General features: G+C 72.0%; 20 protein-coding genes. 12 read left to right on the forward strand and 8 right to left on the reverse strand.

Annotated features, from left to right (window positions below; all coding sequences use genetic code 11):
* Nucleotides 1-13 precede the first annotated feature (13 nt).
* Nucleotides 14-2,308: a transglycosylase domain-containing protein gene (locus ACH4FH_RS34015; protein ID WP_398559806.1), complete on the reverse strand. Its 2,295-nt coding sequence runs from the start codon at nucleotides 2,306-2,308 to the stop codon at nucleotides 14-16.
* A 288-nt stretch (nucleotides 2,309-2,596) separates the two neighbouring features.
* Here ACH4FH_RS34015 and ACH4FH_RS34020 point away from each other — a divergent pair, with 288 nt between their 5' ends.
* The 4 genes from ACH4FH_RS34020 to ACH4FH_RS34035 all read left to right on the forward strand — a co-directional run bounded on the left by ACH4FH_RS34020 (nucleotide 2,597) and on the right by ACH4FH_RS34035 (nucleotide 6,075).
* Nucleotides 2,597-3,394: an ABC transporter permease gene (locus ACH4FH_RS34020; RefSeq protein WP_398559807.1), complete on the forward strand. Its 798-nt coding sequence runs from the start codon at nucleotides 2,597-2,599 to the stop codon at nucleotides 3,392-3,394.
* 79 nt (nucleotides 3,395-3,473) lie between these two features.
* A complete protein-coding gene (locus ACH4FH_RS34025; protein ID WP_398559836.1) occupies nucleotides 3,474-4,238 on the forward strand; it encodes an ABC transporter permease in 765 nt (254 codons plus the stop codon).
* 93 nt (nucleotides 4,239-4,331) lie between these two features.
* A complete protein-coding gene (locus tag ACH4FH_RS34030) occupies nucleotides 4,332-5,354 on the forward strand; it encodes an ATP-binding cassette domain-containing protein (protein ID WP_398559808.1) in 1,023 nt (340 codons plus the stop codon).
* 49 nt (nucleotides 5,355-5,403) lie between these two features.
* Nucleotides 5,404-6,075: a DUF1707 domain-containing protein gene (locus ACH4FH_RS34035; protein WP_398559809.1), complete on the forward strand. Its 672-nt coding sequence runs from the start codon at nucleotides 5,404-5,406 to the stop codon at nucleotides 6,073-6,075.
* Nucleotides 6,076-6,103: 28 nt separating this feature from the next.
* On the opposite strand, the gene ACH4FH_RS34040 is transcribed toward ACH4FH_RS34035, so the two are convergent.
* A complete protein-coding gene (locus tag ACH4FH_RS34040; protein ID WP_398559810.1) occupies nucleotides 6,104-7,414 on the reverse strand; it encodes an SGNH/GDSL hydrolase family protein in 1,311 nt (436 codons plus the stop codon).
* A gap of 316 nt (nucleotides 7,415-7,730) precedes the next feature.
* Between ACH4FH_RS34040 and ACH4FH_RS34045 the strand changes: the two genes are divergently transcribed.
* The 4 genes from ACH4FH_RS34045 (at nucleotide 7,731) to ACH4FH_RS34060 (ending at nucleotide 11,709) form a co-directional block, all read left to right on the forward strand.
* Nucleotides 7,731-9,059 carry a DUF445 domain-containing protein gene (locus ACH4FH_RS34045; RefSeq protein WP_398559811.1) on the forward strand — a complete coding sequence of 443 codons (1,329 nt, stop codon included), beginning with the start codon at nucleotides 7,731-7,733 and terminating at the stop codon, nucleotides 9,057-9,059.
* Nucleotides 9,060-9,155: 96 nt separating this feature from the next.
* Entirely contained in the window at nucleotides 9,156-9,959 is an 804-nt protein-coding gene (locus ACH4FH_RS34050) for a class E sortase (protein WP_398559812.1), read from the forward strand.
* Between the two features lie 11 nt (nucleotides 9,960-9,970).
* Nucleotides 9,971-10,204 (forward strand): DUF3311 domain-containing protein, encoded by a 234-nt coding sequence (locus ACH4FH_RS34055; RefSeq protein ID WP_398559813.1) that lies wholly within the window; start codon nucleotides 9,971-9,973, stop codon nucleotides 10,202-10,204.
* Nucleotides 10,201-11,709 carry a sodium:solute symporter gene (locus tag ACH4FH_RS34060; RefSeq protein WP_398559814.1) on the forward strand — a complete coding sequence of 503 codons (1,509 nt, stop codon included), beginning with the start codon at nucleotides 10,201-10,203 and terminating at the stop codon, nucleotides 11,707-11,709. Before ACH4FH_RS34055 ends, ACH4FH_RS34060 begins: the two co-directional genes overlap by 4 nt.
* Here the strand turns inward: ACH4FH_RS34060 and ACH4FH_RS34065 are convergent.
* From ACH4FH_RS34065 to ACH4FH_RS34075, 3 genes are all read right to left on the reverse strand, one after another.
* Nucleotides 11,687-12,643, reverse strand: coding sequence for an SCO0930 family lipoprotein (locus ACH4FH_RS34065; RefSeq protein WP_398559815.1), 957 nt, complete (start codon nucleotides 12,641-12,643; stop codon nucleotides 11,687-11,689). The genes ACH4FH_RS34060 and ACH4FH_RS34065 overlap by 23 nt on opposite strands.
* 199 nt (nucleotides 12,644-12,842) lie before the next feature.
* Entirely contained in the window at nucleotides 12,843-14,366 is a 1,524-nt protein-coding gene (locus ACH4FH_RS34070) for an NADH-ubiquinone oxidoreductase-F iron-sulfur binding region domain-containing protein (protein WP_398559816.1), read from the reverse strand.
* Entirely contained in the window at nucleotides 14,363-14,908 is a 546-nt protein-coding gene (locus ACH4FH_RS34075; RefSeq protein WP_398559817.1) for a hypothetical protein, read from the reverse strand. The genes ACH4FH_RS34070 and ACH4FH_RS34075 overlap by 4 nt, the downstream gene beginning before the upstream one ends.
* 783 nt (nucleotides 14,909-15,691) lie before the next feature.
* Between ACH4FH_RS34075 and ACH4FH_RS34080 the strand changes: the two genes are divergently transcribed.
* Nucleotides 15,692-16,492 (forward strand): PucR family transcriptional regulator, encoded by an 801-nt coding sequence (locus ACH4FH_RS34080; RefSeq protein ID WP_398559818.1) that lies wholly within the window; start codon nucleotides 15,692-15,694, stop codon nucleotides 16,490-16,492.
* Between the two features lie 162 nt (nucleotides 16,493-16,654).
* Here the strand turns inward: ACH4FH_RS34080 and ACH4FH_RS34085 are convergent, their stop codons facing one another.
* The 3 genes from ACH4FH_RS34085 to ACH4FH_RS34095 all read right to left on the reverse strand — a co-directional run bounded on the left by ACH4FH_RS34085 (nucleotide 16,655) and on the right by ACH4FH_RS34095 (nucleotide 20,956).
* Nucleotides 16,655-18,097, reverse strand: a complete 1,443-nt coding sequence (locus ACH4FH_RS34085) for a DUF1996 domain-containing protein (RefSeq protein WP_398559837.1) — start codon at nucleotides 18,095-18,097, stop codon at nucleotides 16,655-16,657.
* A gap of 44 nt (nucleotides 18,098-18,141) precedes the next feature.
* Nucleotides 18,142-18,819: a DUF4142 domain-containing protein gene (locus ACH4FH_RS34090; RefSeq protein ID WP_398559819.1), complete on the reverse strand. Its 678-nt coding sequence runs from the start codon at nucleotides 18,817-18,819 to the stop codon at nucleotides 18,142-18,144.
* Nucleotides 18,820-19,063: 244 nt separating this feature from the next.
* Nucleotides 19,064-20,956 carry an AMP-dependent synthetase/ligase gene (locus ACH4FH_RS34095; protein ID WP_398559820.1) on the reverse strand — a complete coding sequence of 631 codons (1,893 nt, stop codon included), beginning with the start codon at nucleotides 20,954-20,956 and terminating at the stop codon, nucleotides 19,064-19,066.
* 203 nt (nucleotides 20,957-21,159) lie between these two features.
* Here ACH4FH_RS34095 and ACH4FH_RS34100 point away from each other — a divergent pair, with 203 nt between their 5' ends.
* From ACH4FH_RS34100 to ACH4FH_RS34110, 3 genes are all read left to right on the forward strand, one after another.
* Nucleotides 21,160-21,507: a DUF6412 domain-containing protein gene (locus ACH4FH_RS34100; protein ID WP_398559821.1), complete on the forward strand. Its 348-nt coding sequence runs from the start codon at nucleotides 21,160-21,162 to the stop codon at nucleotides 21,505-21,507.
* A gap of 139 nt (nucleotides 21,508-21,646) precedes the next feature.
* Nucleotides 21,647-22,612, forward strand: a complete 966-nt coding sequence (locus ACH4FH_RS34105; protein WP_398559822.1) for a YidC/Oxa1 family membrane protein insertase — start codon at nucleotides 21,647-21,649, stop codon at nucleotides 22,610-22,612.
* Nucleotides 22,613-22,750: 138 nt separating this feature from the next.
* Complete coding sequence (locus ACH4FH_RS34110; protein ID WP_398559823.1) at nucleotides 22,751-23,608, forward strand: fumarylacetoacetate hydrolase family protein; 858 nt, start codon at nucleotides 22,751-22,753, stop codon at nucleotides 23,606-23,608.
* Nucleotides 23,609-23,619: the final 11 nt, after the last annotated feature.

The raw sequence follows: 23,619 nt of genomic DNA on the forward strand, positions 1-23,619 counted from the left end.
CGCCCACCACGGCTCAGCCGCCCCACCTCGGCTGACGCGCCAGGGCCCCGTCCTCCGGCCCCACCGTGGGGAAATCCTCGGTGGGTTCGGGCGGCTCGTCGGTCGGGAAGGTCGGCGTGGGCGGCTCGATGGTCGGCGGGGTGGGGAAGTCCGTCGGCGGGATGACGGTGGGGCCCGTGGTCGGTTCCGTGGTCGGGGACGCGGTGTCGGTGGGCGGCGCGGGCGCGGTCGTGGTCGGCTCGGGCGCCGGCTCCTCGGCGCCCTCCTCCAGCTGCAGGTCGAAGTCGCGGACCGGCTCGTCCTTCAGGGCGGCGGCGGTGTAGTCGGCCCAGATCTCGGCGGGGAAGCCGCCGCCGTTGATCCGGGGCAGGCCCGCGGCGCCGTACAGCGGTTCCTGTGCGGCGCTCACCGGGTTCTGCCCCATCACGGCGACCACGGTGGCGAGGTCGGGCGTGTAGCCCGCGAACCAGGCCGCCTTGTCCTCCTCCGCGGTGCCGGTCTTGCCGGCCGCGGGCCGCCCGGCGGCCCGGGCCGCGGTGCCGGTGCCGCCGTCGACGACGCTGCGCAGGATCGAGGTGGTGGTGTCGGCGGCCTCCCGGTCGAGGTGCGTGCCCTCGGCGCGCTCGGGCAGCGGGAGGTCCTCGCCGCTCTTGGAGACCTTGTCGACCAGCGTGTACGGCCGCTGCTTGCCGTGCTGCGCGAAGGCGGCGTAGACCTGCGTCATCTCCAGGACGCTGGGGGTGGCGGTGCCGAGCGAGACCGCGCCCTGGGAGGAGGCGAGGCTGGGGGTGTCCGCCGGGATGCCCAGGTCGATGGCGGTGTTCTTGACCGCGGTGGGGCCGACGTCGATGCCCATCTGGGCGTAGACGGCGTTGACGGACTTGTCGGTGGCCTCGGTGACGGTGATCGGGCCGTAGGAGCGGTCGTCCTCGTTGGCCGGCGCGAAGCCGGTGGGGGAGCCGTTGTTCACCGTCATGCGCTTGTTGGTGCCGTCGTAGACGGTGTTCGGGGTGATCCGCGCGCCGTCCTGGGTGGTCGCGTTGTTCTGGACGGCGGAGGCGAAGACGATCGGCTTGAAGGTGGAGCCGACCTGGTAGTCGCGCCGGGTGGCGCTGTTGACGTACTGCTGGGCGAAGTCGATGCCGCCGTACAGCGCGACGACCCTGCCCGTCTCCGGGTCGATGGAGGCGCCGCCGGCCCGGACGTAGGAGTCGACCTTCCGCGAGTCGCTGAGCTGGTCCATCATGCGGCTGTCGACCGCGTCGACGAAGGCGTCCTCGCGGTCCTTGTCGATGGTGGTGGTGATGCGGTAGCCGCCGGCCCGCAGGGTGTCCTCGTCGACGATCTCGTTGCCGGTGAGGTAGTCCCGGACCGCTTCGACGAGATAGCCGCGCTGGCCGGAGAGGCCGGCGGACGTCTTGGCCGGGCCCGGGTCGGGGAACTTCATCGCCGACCGTTGCGACTGGCTCAGCCACTTCTTGGTCACCATGCCGTCCAGGACGTACTCCCAACGTGCCACCGCCCGGGGCTTGTTCTCCGGGTGGGCGGTGATGTCGTAGGCGCTGGGAGCGTTGAGGAGGGTGGCGAGGTAGGCGCCCTGGGCCGTGGTGAGCTTCTCGGAGTTCTTGCCGAAGTACGCCTGGGCGGCGGCCTGGATGCCGTAGGCGTTGCGGCCGTAGTAGCTGGAGTTGAGGTAGCCCTCCAGGATGTCGGCCTTGCTCACCTCGCGGTCCAGTTTGATCGCGATGAAGAACTCCTTGGCCTTACGGGTGACGGTCTGCTCCTGGCCCAGGTAGTAGTTCTTGACGTACTGCTGGGTGATCGTCGAACCGGACTGCTTGCCCTTGCCGGTGAGGGTGTTCCAGCCGGCCCGCACCATCGCGGCGGGGTCGACCGCGGACTCGGAGTAGAAGTCGCGGTCCTCGGCGGCCAGTACGGCCTCCTGAACGGATTTGGGGATCTGGCTGAGCGACACGTTCTCGCGGTTGACCTCGCCGTCGCGGGCCAGCTCCGAGCCGTCGGAGTAGAGGTAGACGTTGCTCTGCGCCTTGGCCGCGCTGTTGGCGGGCGGGATGTCGACAATCAGATAGCCGGCGACCATGCCGCCCGCGAGCAGCAGCAGGAACAGCAGCACGGTGCCCAGCACCACGCGCCAGGTGGGGATGACACGGCGCCAGCCGGTGCGCCGGGGACGGGGCTTCTTTCCCTCGGCTCCCTTCCCGCTCGTCGTCGGCGCGTCGGGACGCGGGCCCCACTCCTCCGGGGGGCCGGTGTTCTCCGGGCCGTCGTGCTGCGGATCGTCGCTCATGTCTGTATGGACTCCTCGGCCACCGCCGATGGTTGTGCCGCGGCGGAGCGGTGTCGGGTCAGGGATGCATCCCCCGGGCCTGGAAGGGAACTGTCGCCCGATAAGAAACTGTCGCATCATGCGTCGGCGTCAAGGGGGGTGGCGCGCTCCTGTGACCGCGACGTGACCGGCTGAATGGCGCCCCGGGCTCACCCGAACCGGTGACAAACCGATGGTGCGGTCCGCGAGGGCGGGGCTAAGCTCCGGTGTTTTGCCAGGTGACGACGACGAGGCCGGGGGGACGCGGGCATGTGGTGCGTGGCCGTGGCGGCCGGCAGCTTCCGGCGGTACGCCACCTACCGGATCGCCACCGCGGCGGGCGTCTTCACCAACACCGTCTTCGGTTTCGTCGTCGCCTACGCCTACCTCGCCCTGTGGGACGAGCGGCCGCACCTGGGCGGCTACGACCAGGCGCAGGCGCTGACCTTCGTCTGGGTGGGGCAGGCGCTGCTCGCGGCGGTCGCGCTGCTCTCCGGCGGGGGACTGGACGAGCTCCAGGAGCGCATCCGCAGCGGCGACATCGCCGTGGACCTCTACCGCCCGGCCGATCTGCAGCTGTGGTGGCTGGCCGGGGACCTCGGCCGGGCCGCGCTGCAGCTGATCGGCCGCGGGGCGGTGCCGCTGGCGGTCGGCGCGATGTGCTTCGAACTGGCGCTGCCCGGCGACGTGTTGACCTGGTGCTGCTTTTTGATCTCGGTGGCGCTGGCGGTGGTGGTCAGCTTCGCGTTGCGCTATCTCGTGGCGCTGGCGTCCTTCTGGCTGCTCGACGGGTCGGGCCTGGCCATGATCAGTGGCCTGGCCTGCATGTTCTTCTCGGGTCTCGTCCTGCCGCTGCGGGTCTTCCCCGGCGGCTTCGGCGAGGTCGCCCAGTTGCTGCCGTGGGCCGCCGTGCTCCAGGTGCCGGCCGATGTGCTGCTCGGCGCGCGCACCGGCGGGTCGCTGGCCACCGGGCTGGCCTTCCAGGTGGCCTGGGGCGCGGCGCTGCTGGCGCTGGGCCGGCTGGTGCAGGGCGCCGCCACCCGCAAGGTGGTGGTGCACGGTGGCTGACGCCTCGTCGGCGGACGGGCCGGTGACCGGTAGGGCGGCGGTGGTGCCGGGGTTGCGCGCGTACGGGCTGCTCGTGCGGATGTGGGTGCGCTCCACTCTCGCCTACCGGGCGTCGTTCGTCATGATGGCGGTCGGCAACTTCGCTGCCAGCGGCCTGGATTTCGTCGCGATCATGCTCATGTTCTCGCAGATTGACGCGCTCGGTGGCTTCGGCCTCCCCGAAGTGGCCTTCCTCTACGGCACCTCCAGTGCGTCGCTGGGCCTGGCCGATCTGCTGCTGGGCAGCATGGACCGGATCGGCGGCCGCATCCGTGACGGCACGCTCGACGTCATGCTGCTGCGTCCCGTACCGGTCTTCGCGCAGGTCGCCGCGGACCGCTTCGCGCTGCGCAGGCTGGGCCGGATCACCCAGGCGCTGCTGGTCCTCGGCTGGTCGCTGACGGGGCTCGACGTGCCGTGGACGGCGGGCCGGGTGCTGATGGTGCCGCTGATGGTGGTGTGCGGGGCGGCGATCTTCGCGGCGGTGTTCACCGCAGGGGCGTCCTTCCAGTTCTGGGCGCAGGACGCGGCCGAGGTGCAGAACTCCTTCACCTACGGCGGCAACGCCATGCTGCAGTACCCGCCGACGGTCTTCGCCAAGGACCTGGTGCGCGGGGTCACCTTCGTCATTCCGCTGGCCTTCGTGAACTGGCTGCCCGCGCTGCGGCTGCTGGGGCATCCGGATCCGCTGGGGCTGCCGGGCTGGGTGGACTTCCTGGGGCCCGTGGTGGCCGTGGTGATGTGGGCGGGCGTCGGGGTGGCGTGGCGGTACGGGCTGCGGGCGTACCGCAGTACGGGCAGCTGACGCCCGGCGGGGGAGCAGAACGGGGCGGCCCGGGAAGGCCCGGGAGCGGACCGGGACGGCGCGGCATGTGCGGGACAGACGGCGGAAGGGCATGTGGTGAGCGGTACTGCGGCGGAGCGGCTGATCGAGGTGGACGGCATCGAGAAGGTCTTCTCGGTGCGGCGCAAGGCGGGCCGGCTGCGGCGCGTGCGGCACGAGGTGCGGGCGGTGGACGGCATCTCCTTCCACGTGCCGCGCGGCGAGATGGTCGGCTACATCGGGCCGAACGGCGCCGGTAAGTCCACCACCATCAAGATGCTGACGGGCATTCTGGTGCCCAGCGGCGGCCGGCTACGGGTGGCCGGCATCGACCCCGCGCGCGAGCGGACCCGTCTCGCCCGGCGGATCGGGGTGGTCTTCGGGCAGCGCACCACGCTGTGGTGGGACCTGCCGCTGAAGGACTCCTACGAACTGGTGCGGCGGATGTACCGCATCCCCTCCGCCGCCTACCGCCGTCAGTTGGAGCGGTGTGTGGAACTGCTCGACCTGGGCCCGCTGCTGGAGGTGCCGGTACGTCAGCTGTCGCTGGGGCAGCGGATGCGCGGCGACATCGCGGCGGCGCTGCTGCACGAGCCCGAGGTGCTCTATCTGGACGAGCCGACGATCGGCCTCGATGTGATCAGCAAGGCGAAGGTGCGCTCCTTCCTGCGGGAGGTCAACGCCGAGCGGGGCACCACGGTCCTGCTCACCACGCACGACCTGACCGACATCGAGCAGCTGTGCCGGCGGGTGATGGTCATCGACCACGGGCGGCTGGTGTACGACGGGGGGCTCGCCGGTCTGCGGGCGGCCGGGGAGGGGGAGCGCACGCTGGTGGTGGACCTGGAGCGGGAGCTGCCGCCGATCGAGGGCGTACCGGGGGCCCGTACGGTCAAGGTGGACGGGCCGCGGCAGTGGCTGGCGTTTCCCGCGGCGCAGAGCGCGGCGCCGCTGGTGGCGGCCGTCGCCGAGCGCTATCCGCTGGTGGACCTGTCGGTGCGGGAGCCGGACATCGAGGACGTCATCGCGCGGCTGTACGCGAAGGGCGGGCCGGCCGCGGCTCCTGCCGTGCCCGGTGCGCGACCCGGTGTGCGGTGAGCTGCCGTGGATCCGCCCGGGACCGCCCGACACGCCCTAACCTGTTCGTATGACTGACAGACGCCCCGAGTTGCGTGCTTCCGACACCGACCGTGAGCGGGTGGCGGAGATCCTGCGCGATGCCGTCGCCGAGGGCCGGCTGGCGATGGAGGAGTTCCAGGAGCGGCTGGAGGCGACGTACGCGGCGCGTACGTACGGCGAACTGGAGCCGATCACCGCGGATCTGCCGGCCGCCGCGGCGGCGCCGGCGGCATCCGGTCCCCTTTCGCTGCGCAAGGAAGGCGGAGCGACGGCCTGGGCCGGGCGGATCGTGAGCGGCGCGCACGGTTCCACGACCGGCGTCGGCGTCCTGGGCGGCTTCCAGCGCAAGGGGCGGTGGACGATCGGGCGCCGCTTCACGGCGGTCTGCTGCATGGGCGGTGGCGAGATCGATCTGCGGGAGGCGGACTTCGCAGGACCGGAGATCGTCATCACCTGCTACGCCGTCATGGGCGGGGTGCAGCTCGTGGTGCCGCCGGGCGTCGAGGTCGATGTCCGCGGGCTGGGCATCATGGGGGGATTCGACGCCGGTGAGGACGGCGTGCCGGGTGAGCCCGGCGCACCCCGGGTGATCCTCAGGGGGCTGGCACTGATGGGCGGCGTCGGTGTCGAGCGCAAGCTGCGCAAGGCCGACGCACGCCGCCTGGAGGACGAGCGCGGGCAGCGCAAGGAACTGGGCTGACGCGGGCGGGCGGCCGCACCCTGCCCGCTCAGAGCGAGGCGGGCGCGGACCGCTTGAGGTGGTTGAGGTTCAGGGCGTTCGCCATCGCCCGGTAGCCCTCGTCGCTGGGGTGGAGATGGTCACCCGAGTCGTAGGAGGGGCGCAGCCGTACGGGTGCCGCCGGGTCGCGCAGCACCTTGTCGAAGTCCACCACCTCGTCGTAGACCGTGCCGGAGCGGATGATGCGGTTGACCTGCTCGCGGACGGAATTCAGCAGGGTGGAGTAACCCCGGTGCCCGCCGAACGGGGTGAGGGTGCTGCCGGTCACCCGCAGGCCCTGGAGGTGCGCCTCGCGGACGATCTGCCGCATGCCGGCGACGATCTTCTGCGGGTCGAGCTGGCGCGGGGACTTGAACAGGTCGTTGAGGCCGATCTCGACGACGACCGCCTTCACGTCGGTGCGCGAGAGTGCGTCGCGCTCCAGGCGGGACAGCACGCTGGGGCCGTTGTTGGGCGAGAAGCGGCTGCCGTTGACGAGCAGTCGGTTGCCGCTGATGCCCTGGTTGAGGACGCCGTAGCGGGGCGCGCCGGGCTCGGTGCGCAGCCGGGTGGCGAGGAAGTCGGTCCAGCGGTGGTTGGCGCCGGCGGTGGAGGTGATGCCGTCGGTGATCGAGTCGCCGATGGCGACGACCGTGCCGCGCGCCTCGGTGCTCCAGACGTCCACGCCGGTCAGATAGCGCCAGTACGGGCTCTGCTCGGTGTACGCGGCGCCGGTGGCGTCCTCGGTCCGGTCCCCGCGTGCCAGATACGAGGTCTGACGGGCATACGGGTGATAGGTGGCGGGGCCGGAGGGGGAGGGGGAGTAGGTGGTGACCAGGAGATCGGCGTCGTGCGGCACGTTGAGGCGTACGGGGTCGCTGGTGACCGCGCCGCCCGCGGGGATGCTCACGGCGGGCCGGCCGCCGAAGGTCAGCCGGCGCATGGTGCCGGCCGCGGCGGTCGGGTTGCTGGGCGCGGCGGCCAGCGCCAGCGAGGCGTGGCTGACCGGCAGCGGGCGGGTGCCGTAGAGGTTGGAGAGCTGGATGCGTGCGCTGGAGCCGCCGACGCTGGTGTGCACGACGTTGCGTATCGACATGCCGGCGTAGCCGTCCAGGGTGCCGGGTTCGGCGGCGGCGGCCGCCGCCGACCAGGTGCCGACCCACTGCCCGGAGACCGCCGGCTTCGCGGGGTCACGCGGCTTGTGCGGGGAACTGCCCAGGCCGCCGTCATCGCCGCCGAAGCCGACGAATATCGCGGTCGAGATCAGTACGACCACTGCCGCCAGGCCGGCGAGCAGGGCGTAACCCACACTTTTGTTCATGCGGGAGAGGTCTCCTGGGGAAGGCGGAGCGGCGTGCTCCGGGCGGGCAAGGGCAGCGAATGATCAGCGGCACCGTTGCGGTCCGATCGGTTCTCCATGATCCCACGGGCCTTCGGGAGGCAGCCCGGCGCCCTGGCGATGTCCCCCATGACGTGGACGCGGGGAACTCGTGGATCGTTCCGGGAGTAGGTCACAGTTGGACATACGGCCGGACCGGCGGCCGGCGGATGGTCGGATCGGACCGCCCCGCGGGCCGGCCGTGCGGCACAGGCTACGGCCGCAGGGATGGCGGGGCTCGGTGGGAACGGTGGAGCGGATGCAACGAACGAATGCGGATGGGGCGCCGGACGCGCCGTCGGCGGGCCGGGTCGCGCCGGGCGGCGGGTTCGGCTACAGCGCCGCCGACGAGGAGAAGCGGCGCGGCGTACGGCGGATGAAGACGTTCGCCACCGGCCTGCTGCTGGCGGTGGCGCTGGTCTACGTGCTGGCGAAATGGGCGGGATCCTCCGGGGCGGGCGGCTGGACCGGCTTCGTGGCGGCGGCCGCGGAAGCCGGCATGGTCGGTGCGCTGGCCGACTGGTTCGCTGTGACCGCACTGTTCAAGCGGCCTCTCGGGCTGCCGATCCCGCACACTGCCATCATTCCTACCAAAAAGGATCAACTGGGTCAGAGTCTGGGTGATTTCGTCGGGGAGAACTTTCTCTCGAGTGACGTCGTCCGCAGCCGGCTGCGGAAGGTCGGCATCAGCGCCCGGCTCGGCGGCTGGCTCGCCGACCCCAAGAACGCCGACCGGGTCACCGCGGAGCTGTCCACCGCGCTGCGTGGCGCCCTGACCGTCCTGCGTGACTCCGATGTGCAGGCGGTCGTCGGCGAGGCGATCACCCGGCGGGCGGACGCCCAGGAGATCGCGCCGGGCATCGGCGCGATGCTGGGGAGGGTCGTCGCGGAGGGCGGCCACCGGCGGGTGGTGGACCTGGTGTGCGGCCGCGCCCACGACTGGCTGGTCGAGCACGGCGACTCGGTCATGACGGCCGTCTCCGGCGGCGCGCCCGGGTGGACGCCGCGGTTCGTCGACCGCAGGGTCGGCGACCGGGTCTACAAGGAACTGCTGCGGTTCGTCACGGAGATGCGGGACATGCCCGAGCATCCGGCGCGCGGCGCGGTGGACCGTTTCCTGACGGACTTCGCGGAGGACCTGCAGACCGACCCGGAGACCCGGCAGAAGGTGGAGCGGCTGAAGTCGGAGGTACTGGGGCGCGGCGAGGTGCAGGACCTGATCGCCTCCGCGTGGGGCTCGGTGCGGGCCATGATCGTGGCCGCCGCCGAGGACGAGCACAGCGAACTGCGGCTGCGGGTGCGGGCGGCACTGCTGTCCCTGGGGCAGCGGCTGGCCGTCGACGGACGGCTGCAGGACAAGGTGGACGGCTGGCTGGAGGGCGCGGCCGTCTATGTGGTGACGACGTATCAGGGTGAGATCACCTCCCTGATCACCGACACCGTCGCCGGCTGGGACGCGACGCACACCTCGAAGAAGATCGAGGCGCACATCGGCCGGGACCTGCAGTTCATCCGCATCAACGGCACGGTCGTCGGCGCGCTGGCCGGCCTGTGCATCTACTCCGTCTCCCGGGCGTTCGGCGGCTGACCGCACCGGCGTCGGTGACCGGGCGGCCCGCACGGCCGCCGACGCCGGCCGCCGCTGCCTCTGGTGAGCTGCGCCCGCAGGGCTTACGGTGCCCGCGTGCGGGAGCGGATACCGGTAGTCGTGCAGGGGCGGCGCACCCGCCGCCCGCCCGTGGCGCGCGCCCTGTGGGCCGGCGCGGAGCTGGCCGTGACGCTCGGGGCGGTGCTGCTGTTGCTCGTCGTCCATCAGCTGTGGTGGACCAACCGTCAGGCGCAGGGGGACGCGCGGGACCGGGTCGCCCGGCTGGAGCGGCAATGGGCGACCGCACCGCGACAGCCCGCCACCCCGACGCCGGGCGAGGGCGGCTCCGGGCAGCCGGACGGCGCGAGCGCCGCCCCGGACGGCGCGCGCCGGGACGGCCCGGCCCGTGCCGCGTCCAGGCCGCAGCCGGACCTGGCGTACGCGGTGCTGCGCATCCCGCGGATCGGCGTCACCGCGCCCGTCGCGCAGGGCGTCGGCAAGGCCGCCGTCCTCAACAGGGGCTATGTCGGGCACTATCCGCAGACCGCACAGCCGGGCGGTACCGGCAATGTGGCGCTGGCCGGACATCGCAACACCCACGGCGAACCGTTCCGCCACCTCGACCGGCTGTGGCCCGGGGACACCGTGCGCCTCGACACCGCCGAGGCCCGCTTCACCTACGTGGTCCGCAAGACCCTGCCGCGGACCACTCCCGGGGACGGCACGGTCCTCGCGGAAGTGCCGTACAGCAGCGCGCATCCCGCGTACCGCTTCAGCGCGCCGGGAGCGTATCTGACGCTGACCACCTGCACGCCGGAGTACAGCTCCGCCTACCGGCTGGTGGTCTGGGCGGTGTTGCGGTCGACACAGTCGAACGAGGAAGCCGCCCGAGTCCCCTAGGCTCTCGCCCCGTGCGAAACGAGTTCCCCGGCGGGCGATCCCCCGGCTCCCGAAAGCGCCCGGCGCTGCTGTGGCTGCTTGTGCCCTATGTGCTGTTCCTGGCGGTACTGCCGCTGGTGAACCGGGTGACGCCGACCGTGCTCGGGCTGCCGCTGCTGTTCTGCTGGATGCTGGTGGCCACCGTGCTCACGCCGGTCTCGGTGTGGCTGGCGCGGCGCGCCGACCTCAAGCGGGGTCGCGCGTGAACGCCGCCGTCGCCACCTCCGTCTTCGGCGTGTTCATGGTGCTGACCGTGGCGCTGGGTCTGCTCGCGGTGCGTGGCCGGGGCTCCGGCGGCGGGCTGACGGAGTGGTCGGTGGGCGGCCGCAGCCTGGGCACCGTCTTCATCTGGGTGCTGATGGCCGGCGAGAGCTATACGAGCTTCAGTTACCTCGGCGCGGCCGGCTGGGGCTACAACTTCGGCGCCCCGGTGCTCTATGTCGTGGCCTACATGTCCTGCGGCTATGCGATCGGGTACGTCGTCGGTCCGATGTTGTGGGCCTACGCCCGCCGGCACGGTCTGGTCGGCATCACCGACATGGTGGCGCACCGCTACGGGCGGCCCTGGCTCGGCGCCGCGGTCGCCGTCCTGGCCACCGTCTGCCTGCTGCCGTACATCCAGCTGCAGATCACCGGCATGGGCGTGGTCGTCTCGACCATTTCCTACGGTGCCATCAGCCTCAACTGGGCCTACTTCATCAGTTTCGCGGTCACCACCGGCTTCGTCGTGGTCAGCGGGCTGCGCGGCAGCGCGTGGGTCTCGGTGCTCAAGGACGTCCTCGTCATCGCCACCCTCGCCTTCCTCGCGATCTATGTACCGCTGCACTACTTCGACGGCTACGGGCCCTTCCTGGACCGCGTGGTGGCGGAGAAGCCGCAGTGGCTGACGTTCCCCGGCCACGCGTCCGGCGGGCTCGGCCAGAGCTGGTTCATCACCACCACCCTCGTCAACTCCCTTACCGTGGTGATCTTCCCGACCACCGTGGCGGGCTATCTCGGTGCCCGCAACGCCGACGCGCTCCGCCGTAACGCCATGTACCTCCCGTTCTACAACGTGCTGCTGTTCGTGCCGATGCTGCTGGGTCTGGCCGCGCTGTTCGTGGTGCCGGGGCTGGTGGGCGCGGACTCCAATCTGGCGCTGTTCAAGTTGGTGGTGGACTCCCTGCCGGCCTGGGCCGTGGGATTGACCGGAGTGGCCGCCGCGCTCTCCTCCATCGTGCCGATGGCCGTCTTCATGCTGGTCATCGGCACGATGTGGGGGAGGAGCGTGCTGGGCGCGGTGCCCCGCCTGGCCCACCGTCAGAAGCTCTGGTCGCAACTGGTGGTGGTCGCCGCCGGTGCGCTGGCGCTGCTGCTGACCTACACCGCCCCCAACACCCTCGTCCGACTGTCGCTGATCTCGTACGAGGGCATGGCGCAGCTCGTGCCGATGCTGCTGCTGGGGTTGGTGTGGCGGCGGCTGACGCTGCACGCCGCGGTGAGCGGCCTCGTGGTGGGCTTCGCGCTCGTCTGTGTGCTGGTGTTCGGCGGCCATGACCCGGTCTGGGGGCTCAACGCGGGAATCGTGGCGCTCGCCGTGAATCTGGTGGTGGCGCTCGCGGTCACCTGGCTGGGGCCGCGTGCCACGGATGAGCGGCCGGACGCGGAGGTGCTCGCGCTGGACGACGAGTTCCCCCGGGAGGGAGCGGTCAGCCCTCCGGCGTCGACGTGATCTTCTTGCCGTCCTTGGAGACCGCGAACCACAGGCCGTCCTTGCCCTGGCCGTTGATGTCGCCGGGCTGCTCGTCGCCGGTGAACCAGTAGACCGGCCAGCAGTCGACGGCCAGCTGCCGGATGCCGTCCGGGCGGGTGACGGTGGTGATCAGCTTCTCGGGGATCCCGGTGAGCTGGGAGCGGTCGGCGGGCTTGGCGGGCTTCCAGGTGTCCAGGCAGGCGTCGTTGCAGCCGAACTTCATCGGCCAGGCGCTGTCCTTGTTGAAGCGGTAGAGGGTCCGGCTCTTGCCGTCGACGAGGATCTCGCCGAGGTCGGGGTGGGGGAAGACGGACACCTCGGCGGGCTTCTGGGCGTTCGCCTTCTTGCCGTCGGCAGCCAGCGCGTTCCAGGTGCCGCCGACGCCCTGGCCCTTGGTGTCGCCGGCCTTGGTGTCCTTGGCGTAGCGGTAGGCGGGCCAGCCGCCGATGGTGAGCTGCTTGGTGCCGTCGGCGCGGGCCACCGAACCCAGTGCGCTCTTGTCGATGCCCGCGGGGGCCTCGGCGCCGTCGGCGGGGACCGGCGGCCAGGTGGTGGCGCAGGCGCCCGAGCAGTTGGACTTGGGCGGTTCGGGGATGTCCTTGTCGAAGCGATAGAGCGTCATGCCCTTGGCGTCGGTGACGAGCGGGCCCAGCGCGGCGGCCTGGCGCAGCCCGAGCTTCCCCGCGCTGGGTCCGGCCGCCGCCTCCTTGCCCTCGTCGCCGCCGGCCTGGCCGTACCCGCCGCCGTCGCCCGCCGAGCCGGAGGAGCCGTAGTCGCTGGTGCCCTGGCCCGCGGGCTGCACGGTGTCGGTGGTGGGGGTGGCCCCCTGGTTGTTGCTGCTGCCGCAGCCGGCGGTCAGCGCCAGGGCGGCGACGGCCGCGGCCGCGAGTCCCACACGACGTCGAGTGCTCATGATGTCTCCTTGTGTCGGTTGCCTGTCCGGTGGTGGGTCCGGTCCGCTGTCCGGTTGCCGGCCGGTGGTGCTCGGTGGCGGGCCGGGCTTGCGTCCGGGTGCCGGCCGGGTGTCGTTGCCGGGGATTACGCGGTACGGGGTGCCCCCGTTCAATCCGCGCGCAGATTTTCCCCGGCGGCCAAAAACCCGGCCGGTTACGTCAGTTGGACCCCTGGATGCGCAGGGCCAGGGCCGGGCAGCGGCGTACCGCGAGCTGGGCGCGGCGCCGCATCCGGGCCGGCATCGGCATGCTGGCCTCCTGGGGGTAGCCGTCCGGTCCGAGCCGCACGATGCCGGGCACCACGTCCGCGCAGAGCCCATGGCCCCGGCAGAGCGTCCAGTCGACCAGCAGCCGCTCCTGTGGCGGCGCCGGTGGTTTGACGGGTGGCGGTGGCTGGTGCCCGGTGACCGGCAGGGCCCCGGTCACCGGGCGGCCGCACCCGAACCCCCGCGCGTGGCGCTCGAACTCCTCGGGGAAGGCGGCGAGGGCCGAGGCCACGAAGCGCGCGGTGCCGTCCGGGTGGCTGCAGGCGCCCCGGCCGCGTACCGCGCCCATCCGGGCGCGGACCACGTCCAGGGCGTGGTCACCGCCGCCCCGGACGGCGTGCGCGAGGGCGTCGGCGAGGGCCGGCAGGCCCAGCACGCACGGCCCGCACTGGCCCGCGGACTCGCCGGCCATCCAGCGCGCGACGCGTACCGTCTCGCCCGCGGGGCAGGTGTCGTCGGGCAGCGGGAGCACCGCCCCGGCCCCGAGAACGGCGCCGTGGTCGGAGAGCGCGTCACGGGACAGGGTCGCGGTGCGGGCGTCCTCGGGGGACAGCCAGGTGCCGTGGTAGCCGCCGAGCATGACGCCCTGGCCCGGTCCCGATCCGCAGAGCGCGAGGACCCGGGCGAGGGGGATGCCGTAGGGGACCTCCACGACCTGGTGGCCCGAGACGGTCAGCAGCAGCGTGCCGGGCTCCGCGGGGAGGCCGGTGGTGCGGTAGCCGAGGGCACCGAGCCGTGCGGCCAGGGCGAGTTGGGCGTATGTCTCGGTGTTGGAGAGCAGCGTCGGCACGCCGTTCAGGCCGCGTTCGCTGGAGCGGACCTTGCGGCCGGAGGGCAGGCCGGGGCCGCCGTTGAGGCCGTTGGTCAGCGCGGTGCCCTCGCCGGTGACGAAGCGTTCGGTCAGCAGCGTCACCCGCAGGGCCGGGCGTACCGGCCCGCGTTCGCCGATGGCGCGGCGCACCGAGTCCTCCACGTCCTTGCGGGTCACGCCGATCGCGACCTCCTGCGCGCCGATCGCGTCGGCCGCCAGGAGGGCGCCGTCGAGCACCAGGTGCGGTACGTGCAGCAGCAGCGCGGTGTCCTTGAGGCAACTGGGTTCTCCCTCGCTGCCGTTGACGACCACGGCCGCCTTGCCGTCCGAGCGGCGGATGCCGTCCAGGACGGCGTTCAGCTTGCGGGCGAAGGGGAAGCCCGCGCCGCCGCGGCCGCGCAGATCGGTGTCCTCGGCCAGCGCGACCAGCTCCTGCTGGTTGAGCTGGGGCGGGGTGCCGTGCCGGGCGAGATGAGCCACCCGGTCCAGCCGTGGCATCTCGTCGAGGCCGGCCAGCAGCCGCGGCGGCCCCAGCGAGGCCAGGGTCGGTACGGGCTCGCCTCCGGGGACGGCCGGCAGCGGGCGGGTGGGGGCCGGGGCGGTCACGGGCGCCCTCCCGGAATGCGGCGCGGGCCGCGAAGTCGCAGGGCGAGCCGTATGGCCACCCCCACAAGGCAGATCGCGTAACCGGCGGTCGCCCAACCCGCGGCCTCCCGGCCGGACTTCAGGCCGTGGATCAGGGCCAGTGCCCAGGCGGCATAGGCGCTCATGTGCAGGGCGCGCCACCAGCGCGAGGCGGTGTGGCCGGTGAATGCGCCGCGCACCGCGCCGGTCACCGCGACGGCCACGAAGACGTACGCGGCGAGGGTGCCGAGGCCGATGAGGACCGGTCGCGCGCCGTCGGTGAAGGGCACCGCGATGGAGAGGGCGCCGGTGTGGCCCTGGGCGACCTTGACCCAGATGTGCAGGCCGAGGAAGCCGAGTCCGGCCATGCCGGTGCCCCGGTGCACCGCCTGGGCGAGCAGCCGGTGTCCGGAGTGCAGGACCATGCGATCGGTGGCGGCAAGTCCCCAGAGGACGGTGACCGAAAGGGAGACCAGGGCCAGCACGCCGGCGCCGAAGTCCAGGAACTGCACAGCGGTGTTCATCGCGCCGGAGTGCAGGGTGACGGCGAGAAACAGCAGCAGCGCGGCGGGAAGTGCCGGTCGCAGTAAGGCCGTTGGTGTGACACTGCCGCCGCCCGGCCGGTTCGGTGGCGTGCCGGGTTCGTTGGGTGGTCGCCGAGGGCGGGGTGGTGGAGGCGAGGGCCGGGCGCGGTGTGCGTGGCGGCTCTGCAATCTGGGTGCGGACATCGATCCTCCCGGGGGTGGAGGGCACGGGTGCGGGTACCGAATTTCGATGAAATCTCCCGGCGGTGGTATTTGCGCCGGGGCATTTGTTCGGGTGACCCCCGGTAACAGTCAACATTCTGTCACCAAGTGGATACACACGGCCGTAATCCGGATGTGCAAAAGCATCTACGAACACGTTCGAGATTTCGTAAGGTTTATCGCGCTGTGACAAATTCCTGCACCGGCGTCGCGGTCGCGCAGGGAGACTCCGGATGATGCCGACTCAGCGCCAGGGCGGTATCCAAGCCCTGTCCCAGCCGCATCCCCGCCAGGATCGAGGTAGCGATGTGTGATCTCCTGAACCGCATCGGGTCGCGTCCCCGAGGCGAGTGGAACCGGATAGTAAGAAAGGAACTTCCGGGCCTCGCAGAGAAGGTGGTCGCGGAGTTGCAACGCGGATTTCCCGCATTGTCCGCACTTCTCGGGGATACACCCGTGGAAGAGGCACAATGGGCCCTTGAACAGGCCCTGCTGACATGCCTTGGTTATCAAACAACATCGGAAAGTAAACGGCCGGCCGTATCGTCCGTGGTCACGCCGATGCCCGTCGCAAGGGCCCGTCAGGACCTTTTCGACGCGCTCGCCGGACGACGTGACGTCCCCGAGGGTGGACTGGCCGAACTGGCCCGTGCGGCCGGCTGGCCGATCCCCGACACCCTCCAGGCCGTCGTCCTCGGTACCCCCGCCGAGGCGCCCCAACTCGCCGCCGCACTGGGCCATGCGCTCATCGGAACCATCGACGGCGACACCTGTCTGTTCGTCCCCGACCCGGCCACCCAGACCAGGGCCCGGCTGGAGGCGGCACTCAAGGGCCGTGCGGCGGCGGTGGGACACGTCGTGTCCGCCACCGAGGCCGCCTCGTCGCTGCGTTGGGGGCGCTATCTGCTGACTCTGGCACCCAGCCGGGTCGGCCCGGAGGTGCGGCCGGCGTTCGTCGACGACCACCTCTCGGCGCTTCTCCTCCTCCAGGACGAGTCCCTCGCCGACGCGCTCACCTCCCGCTGGCTCGGCCCGCTGGACGAGTTGACGCCCCGCCAGTGCGAGCGCCTCGAAGTGACGTTGCTGGCCTGGCTGGAGGGCGGTGGTGCGCCGGAGGCGGCGAAGCTGCTGCATGTGCACCCGCAGACGGTGCGCTATCGCCTGCGCCAGATCGAGAAGCTCTTCGGCCCGGCGCTGCGTGACCCGCGTACCCGCTTCGAGCTGGAAATGGCGCTGCGCAGCCGCCGCCTGATGGCGCATGTGCGCAGCTACCGTGCACGGGCCGGCCGCCGGGCGAGGGGCGTCACCTCCGCCATCCGTCCACTCGGCATGGCCCGGGAGGCGCGCGTCAACGGACTCTGAGAGAGCCGGCGGAAGCACTGCCTTCCGCCGGCCCCCGTACGGCAGCTGCCCGTCCGGCTCAGCTCGACCGGCCCAGCCGGAACAGCCGGAACAGCCCGTACAGCACGGAGCGGCGGCCCCGAATCCCGGTTCGGGGCCGCCGCGTCGGTGTGCCGTGTGCCGTCAGGTGCAGTTGCGGCCGCTGTTGATGCAGTCGACCGCCTTGCCCATCAGGTCGTCCGGCATGACATTGATGAAGTCACCGTGGTCGGTCACCGGTTTGTGCAGCTGCTCGGGGAAGCTGTCCACCGCGAAGCTGTTGCCCTGCGGAACGTCGTAGGTGATCCGCTGCACCAGCTGCGGTATCGCGGTGAACCCGTTGGGGCAGGCGCCGTTCTCGTCCGAGAACGTCACATGCGTACGGTGGTTGGCGCTGTCGACGCTGCGGCCGTCCCAGCAGTTCTGGAAGGCGAACGTCCGTACGACGTCGGCGCCGTCCGGGCAGATCGGGTACTTGTCCGTCAGCTGCCGGTCCTCGAAGCCCTCGCAGCTCCAGGAGGCGTTGGCGTTGTCCGTACCGTTGGTGAACGCCTTCGCGTCACCGGTGATGATCCGCAGGAAGCGCGGCATCGCCTGGACGTCGCCCTGCTGGTTGCCGCGGAACTGCAGTGTCACCGAGGCCGGTTGGAGCACCGAGCCGATGTTGCCGTCGTGCCCGGCACCCGGCTCGTGCACCGATGTGCCGTCCAGCTTGCGCAGCACCGGCCAGTAGTGGGTGGACTGGTCGCCGTTGTTGCAGGTGGTGTCGGCCTCGGCGAGCTTGCGGTCGTCGGAGAAGGCGTCCGTCGCGGTGTTGCCCACGTAGTCGTGGACGTGGTGCGCACCGTTGCTCACGCCCGGCGTGACGATGACGTTGTCGGAGTTGAAGTGGCCCTCCTCGTTGCGTCCGCACTCGGTGACGAAGGTGCCCGTGGAGGCGCCGTCGCCCTGCGGGGCGGTGAACGACGGTCGGCCGGCGTTGGGCTGGACGGAGGTGATGTCGACGAAGTCCTCCGGGGAGGGCCCGCCCACCTGGGCCTGCCCGCCGTCGTTCTGGCCCCCGTCCTGGCCCTGCTCCTGGCCCGGGTCCTGCTGCTGGTCCTGCTGCTGGTCCTGGTTCAGGTCCTGATTCGGGTACGGGTACTGGCCGTTCTGAGTGGACTTCGCGGAGTCCTGACCGGCGGCCCCCTCCTCGCCCGTGGGCTGCATGGTGCAGCCGCTCAGGCGCATCAGGTACTCCGGCCGCTTCGCCGATCGGTCGATCGCGTCGGTCATCGTCCCGAGCGTCCGCTGCCGCTTCTGCTTCAAGTCGCTCAGGACGTCGCTGCCGCCGCCGTCGGTCATCTGCTGGTAGGCGTCGGCCACCTGGGCGTCCAATGCGGCGAGCCCCTTGGAGACCTGCAGCTGGGCCTTGCGCGGCACCTCCCGCAGCCGGTCGCCCACATCGGGACATTTCACGGTGGACGCCGCCGCCGTGCGCTGCTGGTCAGTCGCCGCGTCGGGACCGGAGTTGCCGGCCAGCGCGGTCGTGGCGACCACCGCGAGACCGCCGCCGCCCAGCAGGAGGGCGGTCGCGGCGACCAGCATTCTGTTCGTCAACCGCGAGCGTTTATGAGCCTGCTGTTTCTGCCTCATGAGATCACTTCGCTTCGTCCGATGTGAGATGTCGTCGATCCGCCGCGCCTGCCGGGCGCGGGGGCGGCGAGATTGCCGAAATCGACGTACCCGGTCTTCTCCAGGACCGTGATGTGGTCCAGGACGACGGAGTTGGTCCGGGACGCCAGACTCCGCACCATCGTGTTGCCGCTGTTCGCCCGTACGAGCGCCACCAAGCTGAAGACCTTGCCGTGCGCCCTGCGCAGCAGCTGCGCGAACAGCGGGTCGAAGGCGGCGCCCTGCGCGGCGTCGAGCTGGTCCAGCCAGCCCTGCTGCTGCTCGCTGGGCTGGTTGGAGAGCTGGATGCCCAGCGCCCGGCCGGCCTCGATCGACCGCCGGTCCAACTCGGTGTGACCCGCGATGAGATGGTTGCCGGCGGTCTTCACCGCCTTGCTCCTGCCGCGCTCCTGGGCCTGCCGGCCGGCCGGCAGTTCCCACAGGCCGGCCAGTCGGACCTTGCGCACGAAGTCGCGGTCCATCGCGGTCAGTGGGCCGTACCGGGTGGACACGGTGCCGCCGCCGTCGTCCTCGTAGGCCGGTGCACTCGCGGCCGACGCGTTCTCCCCGAACAGCTGTACCGGCAGCAGCACAGCCGCGAGCGTGGCCACGAGCGCGCAGACCACCAGCCCGGTGGCGATGGTGCGCCCGGACATTGCGGAGTTGATGACGAACGACCGCACACGGCCTCCCGGTTTTCGTCCCACTGGGTCCTCCCGGTGGGCCGGCCGACGCCGCCCACGGGAATGTCACCGGACGCTAAGGGCCGCGAAGCGCCGGCGGCCCCGGGTCCTCACCCCTGGACAAATAACGGCCGGGCCCGCCGCGGCACTGCTACGGTGCCGCGAGCGGGCCCGGACGGTGCACGGGCGGCCCCGACATGCCGGGGCCCGCGTGCGCTCAGCGAGTGGCGTGGCCCGCCGGCCGGCGACGGTGCCCGCGCGACGGGCGGACCTCGCGCCGCTCCTGCGCGTACAGAGCATCGATCTCCGCCGTGTAGGCGCGCACGATCGCAGCTCGCCGCAGCTTCAGCGACGGTGTCAGCAGCCCGGCCTCCTGGCTGAATTCGCCCGGCAGGATGTGGAACGCGCGGATCGACTCGGCCCGCGACACCGAGGAGTTGGCGCGGTCCACCGCCCGCCACACCTCGGCCCGCACCTGCTCCTGCGGGGTCAGGTCCGGATGCTCGGGCCCCTGCCCGTCGCGCAGCCGGTGCCAGTGCTCCAGCGCCTCCGGGTCCAGCGTGACCAGCGCCGTGACGTACGGCCGGTTGTCGCCGACCACCACAGCTTGCGAGATCAGCGGATGGGCCTGCAGCCGCTGCTCCAGCGCCTGCGGGGCCACGCTCTTGCCGCTGCTGGTGATGATGATGTCCTTCTTGCGGCCGGTGATGACGAGGTAGCCGTCCTCGTCGAGGTGCCCGAGGTCCCCGGTCGGCAGCCAGCCGTCGTACAGCCCGCTGCCCGGGGAGCCCCGCTCGTCGAGATAGCCGGCGAACACCACCGCACCCCGCACCCACACCTCGCCGTCCAGCGCCAGATGCACCGCGCTGCCCGGCAGCGGCCGCCCCACCGTCCCGAACCGCACTCTGCCCGGCGGCTGCGCCGTGATGGCGCCGGTGGTCTCCGTCAGGCCGTAACCGTCGTAGACGGTGATGCCGGCGCCCGCGTAGAGCAGCCCCAGTTCCCGGCGCAGCGGCGAGCCGCCGCAGATCGCGGTGCGCACCCGGCCGCCGAGCAGCTCCCGGATACGGGAGTACACCAGCCGGTCGTAGACGGCGTGCTGGGCCCGCAGAAAGGGGTCGGGGCCGCGTCCGGAGCGGTGGGTCCGGTCCGCGACGGCCTCCGCGTGGCGCACCGCCACCGCCATCGCGGTGTCGAACAGCCGCCGCCTGCCCGTCTCTTCGGCCGCCCGGCGGGCCTGGTCGCAGATCTTCTCGAAGAGGTACGGCACCCCGAAGAGGAAGGTCGGCCGGAAGGACGCCAGGGCCGGCAGCAGCTGGTCCGCCGACAGGTCCGGCTGGTGTCCGAGCAGCACCCCGCCCCGCAGACAGGCCACCTGCACCATCAGGCCGTAGACGTGCGCGAGGGGCAGGAAGGCCAGCAGCGAAGGGCGCTCCCCGGGCCGGGCGAGCAGATCGCCCCAGCCGGTGCAGATGGTGTCGCACTCGGCGGCGAGATTGGCATGCGTGATCATGCAGCCGCGGGGGTGACCGGTGGTGCCCGAGGTGTGCACGATCGCGGCCACCGACTGCGGGGTGACCGTGCGGCGCAGCCGGTGGACGTCGGCGTCGGTCAGCCGGGTGCCCTCCTCGCTCAGCCGCCGTACGCAGTCCCGGTCCAGCTGCCAGATGCGCCGCAGCCCCGACGCCTCGTCGCAGGCCGCCGCCACGGTCATGGCGTGCGCCTCGTTCTCCACGACGATCGCGGCCACCCGGGCCCCGGAGAGAATGGAGCGCAGCTGCTCGGGCGAGGCGGTCGGGTAGACCGGTACGAGCTGCGCGCCGATCGCCCACACCGCATAGCTGAACAGCGTCCACTCGTAGCGGGTCCTGGACATCACCGCGACCCGGGTCCCGGGCCGGACGCCCTCGGCCAGCAGCCCCCTGGCAAGGGCCATGACCTCGTCGCGGAAGTCCGCCGCGGACACCTCCTGCCAGGTACCGGGAGCGGCCATGTCCCGGCGTGCGAGCTGGGCGAGGTCCGGGTGCCTCTCGGCGGTGTCGAAGACGGAATCGGCGAGACCTCCGCTGCGCAGCGGAGCCGCCAGGGCCGGGACGCTGATGTCGCGCACAGCACCTCCTAGGTGTTCCCCCTGATCCGCCGCCGCCCCGGCGGCAGGGAGGGCAAGTTACCGGCAGGTCTGCTCGCTGCCCAGGCGTGCGGCTACTCTTGAGCGGAAGACGACAAGTCTTGGGCGCGGACCGGTGCGAGATGATCGCGACGGACGCGCCACCGCATGTCCGCGCGGGACCGTCGACGGGAGGAGGACGCCGGATGCATCGCATCGCCGCTTCCTTCCCGGGCCGCGTCCGAAGAGCGTCCACCGGCGTCCGCCACACCTCCGCGCTCTTCGTCCTGCTCGCCGGTCTGCTCGCCGGGCTGCTGCTCGCCCAGAGCGGCCTGACGGCCTCGCTCACCGCCGCCGCGACCACCGCGGCGGTCGTGCTGGTGTGCCGCGCCTTCCTCATCGCGGCCTACGCCCGCCCGGTGCCACCGGGCCGGATCCGCACCGCCATCCGCGACCGCGAACGGCGCACCGCGTTCCTCCCGCAACGGGATCCGGACGCGGCCGGCCGGCCGCGTCCGCGAGCACCGGGCCGTCCCCTCCCGACGGCCGCGTAGGCGCTCCCGGCACCGCTGCATCTCGCCCTCCGGCGAACCCCGCTGTCCCGCTGCGCCCGCGCGGCTCGTCACGCCGAATTCCCCTGGCCGGACCAGGGATCCGCATTCCGGCACGACGAGACCCGTGGAGGGCTCACCCATGTCCGTTTTCGGCATTCTCGGCGATGCGCTGGCGCGTGGCGCCGCAGCGATCGACCCGCTGTTCGGCGCCGCGGCCACGGCCGTCGCCGTCGTCCTGTTCACCCTCATCGTCCGCGCCGCGCTGCATCCGCTGGCCCGCGCCGCGGCCCGCGGTGAGAAGGCGCGCACGGCGCTCGCCCCGCAACTCGCCGAGCTGCAGCGCAAGCACAAGGACCACCCCGAGCGGCTGAAGGAGGCGACGGCCGATCTGTACGCCGAGACCGGCGCCTCGCCCTTGGCCGGGTGCCTGCCGACGCTGCTCCAGCTGCCGGTCTTCTTTGTCATGTACCACCTGTTCTCCAGCGGCGGCGGGGGGCTGCTCGACCACACTCTGCTGGGTGCCCCGCTCGGCGGCCACTGGAGCCAGGCGCTCGCCGACGGCGGAGTGTTCGGCCCGCACGGCCTGGTCTATCTCGCGCTCTTCGCCCTGATCGCGGCGGTCGCCACCTGGAACTACCGGCGGGCGCGGGCCTCCCTGGCCGCGGCACCGCAGCCGGCCGCCGGCGGCGCCGCGGTGCCCGGCATGGCCGGGATGGCGAAGATGATGCCGCTGCTGTCCTTCGGCACGCTGATCACCGTGGCGGTGGTCCCCCTGGCGGCCGGGCTTTACATGGTCACGACGACGACCTGGACGGCCTGCGAGCGGGCCCTGCTGCACCGCGACCGCGGGCGCAACAGGTCGGAACCGGAGGCCGGGACGGCACCGGCCGGCAAGCCGGCACCGTCCGCCGGGGCGGAGCCGGGCCAGGAGAAGGCGCAGCCGCGCCCCGTACGGCAGCGTGCGCCGAAGACCCGGGCGGCGCGGCAGCGTGCGGCCAGGGCGAGGGCGCGTACGGCGCAGGCCGGGACCGGCCCTGCGGCCTCGCGCCCCGCTCCTGCCCGCGGCAACGGGCCGGATGAGGAGGTCGTTACTACCGCTCAGTAACGGTCCAGTCCGTGAACGGGGTCTTGCGGAGTGGACCCCGTTCTTGGACGATCAGCCAAATCGCTCGATGGCCGCCCCCATCGGCCGGCCCGGAAGAACCCTTCCAGGGCCGACCCTTCGACCACGGGAGTTGTACCGATGAAGCTGCTGCGAGTCGGAACGGTGGGGGCGGAACGCCCGGCGCTGCTCGACGAGACGGGCGTCCTGCGGGACCTGTCGGGCCATGCGCAGGACATCGACGGAGCCCTGCTCGCCAACGACGAGGCGCTGGCGTCGATCCGCGCCGCCGCCTCCTCCGGCGAACTGCCCGCACTCGACGCCGCGGGGCTGCGGGTGGGCCCGCCGGTGGCCCGGATCGGCAAGGTCGTGTGCATCGGGCTGAACTACCACGACCACGCCCGGGAGACGGGGGCCACGCCCCCCGAGGAGCCGATCATCTTCATGAAGGCCCCGGACACGGTCGTCGGCCCCGACGACACCGTGCTGGTGCCCCGCGGCAGCGTGAAGACCGACTGGGAGGTGGAGCTGGCCGTCGTCATCGGCCGCACGGCCCGCTACCTGGACAGCGACGAGCAGGCCCTGGCGGCCGTCGCCGGCTACACGGTCGCCCACGACGTCTCCGAGCGCGCCTTCCAGATCGAGCGCGGCGGCCAGTGGGACAAGGGCAAGAACTGCGAGACGTTCAACCCGCTGGGCCCGTGGCTGGTGACCGCCGACGAGGTGCCCGACCCGCAGACTCTCGGCGTACGGCTGTGGGTCAACGGTGAACTCAAGCAGGACGGCACGACCGCCGAGCAGATCTTCCCGGTCGCCGAAGTCGTCCGCTACGTCAGCCAGTTCATGACGCTGTACCCGGGCGATGTCATCAACACCGGCACCCCGGCCGGTGTGGCCATGGGGCAGCCGGAGCCGAAGCCCTACCTCCGGGCCGGCGATGTCGTGGAGCTGGAGATCGACGGGCTCGGCCGTCAGCGCCAGGAGCTCAAGGACGCCTGACCTGCCGGGCG

Source organism: Streptomyces sp. NPDC017993 (assembly GCF_044328065.1).
Lineage (GTDB): Bacteria > Actinomycetota > Actinomycetes > Streptomycetales > Streptomycetaceae > Streptomyces.

Excerpts from the sequence above, each read along its gene's own strand:
- ACH4FH_RS34015 (WP_398559806.1), bottom strand. The coding sequence starts at position 2,308 with ATGAGCGACGATCCGCAGCACGACGGCCCGGAGAACACCGGCCCCCCG.
- ACH4FH_RS34020 (WP_398559807.1), top strand. The coding sequence starts at position 2,597 with ATGTGGTGCGTGGCCGTGGCGGCCGGCAGCTTCCGGCGGTACGCCACC.
- ACH4FH_RS34025 (WP_398559836.1), top strand. The coding sequence starts at position 3,474 with ATGTGGGTGCGCTCCACTCTCGCCTACCGGGCGTCGTTCGTCATGATG.
- ACH4FH_RS34035 (WP_398559809.1), top strand. The coding sequence starts at position 5,404 with ATGACTGACAGACGCCCCGAGTTGCGTGCTTCCGACACCGACCGTGAG.
- ACH4FH_RS34040 (WP_398559810.1), bottom strand. The coding sequence starts at position 7,414 with ATGAACAAAAGTGTGGGTTACGCCCTGCTCGCCGGCCTGGCGGCAGTG.
- ACH4FH_RS34045 (WP_398559811.1), top strand. The coding sequence starts at position 7,731 with ATGCAACGAACGAATGCGGATGGGGCGCCGGACGCGCCGTCGGCGGGC.
- ACH4FH_RS34065 (WP_398559815.1), bottom strand. The coding sequence starts at position 12,643 with ATGAGCACTCGACGTCGTGTGGGACTCGCGGCCGCGGCCGTCGCCGCC.
- ACH4FH_RS34075 (WP_398559817.1), bottom strand. The coding sequence starts at position 14,908 with ATGAACACCGCTGTGCAGTTCCTGGACTTCGGCGCCGGCGTGCTGGCC.
- ACH4FH_RS34080 (WP_398559818.1), top strand. The coding sequence starts at position 15,692 with ATGCCCGTCGCAAGGGCCCGTCAGGACCTTTTCGACGCGCTCGCCGGA.
- ACH4FH_RS34085 (WP_398559837.1), bottom strand. The coding sequence starts at position 18,097 with ATGCTGGTCGCCGCGACCGCCCTCCTGCTGGGCGGCGGCGGTCTCGCG.
- ACH4FH_RS34090 (WP_398559819.1), bottom strand. The coding sequence starts at position 18,819 with ATGTCCGGGCGCACCATCGCCACCGGGCTGGTGGTCTGCGCGCTCGTG.
- ACH4FH_RS34100 (WP_398559821.1), top strand. The coding sequence starts at position 21,160 with ATGCATCGCATCGCCGCTTCCTTCCCGGGCCGCGTCCGAAGAGCGTCC.
- ACH4FH_RS34105 (WP_398559822.1), top strand. The coding sequence starts at position 21,647 with ATGTCCGTTTTCGGCATTCTCGGCGATGCGCTGGCGCGTGGCGCCGCA.
- ACH4FH_RS34110 (WP_398559823.1), top strand. The coding sequence starts at position 22,751 with ATGAAGCTGCTGCGAGTCGGAACGGTGGGGGCGGAACGCCCGGCGCTG.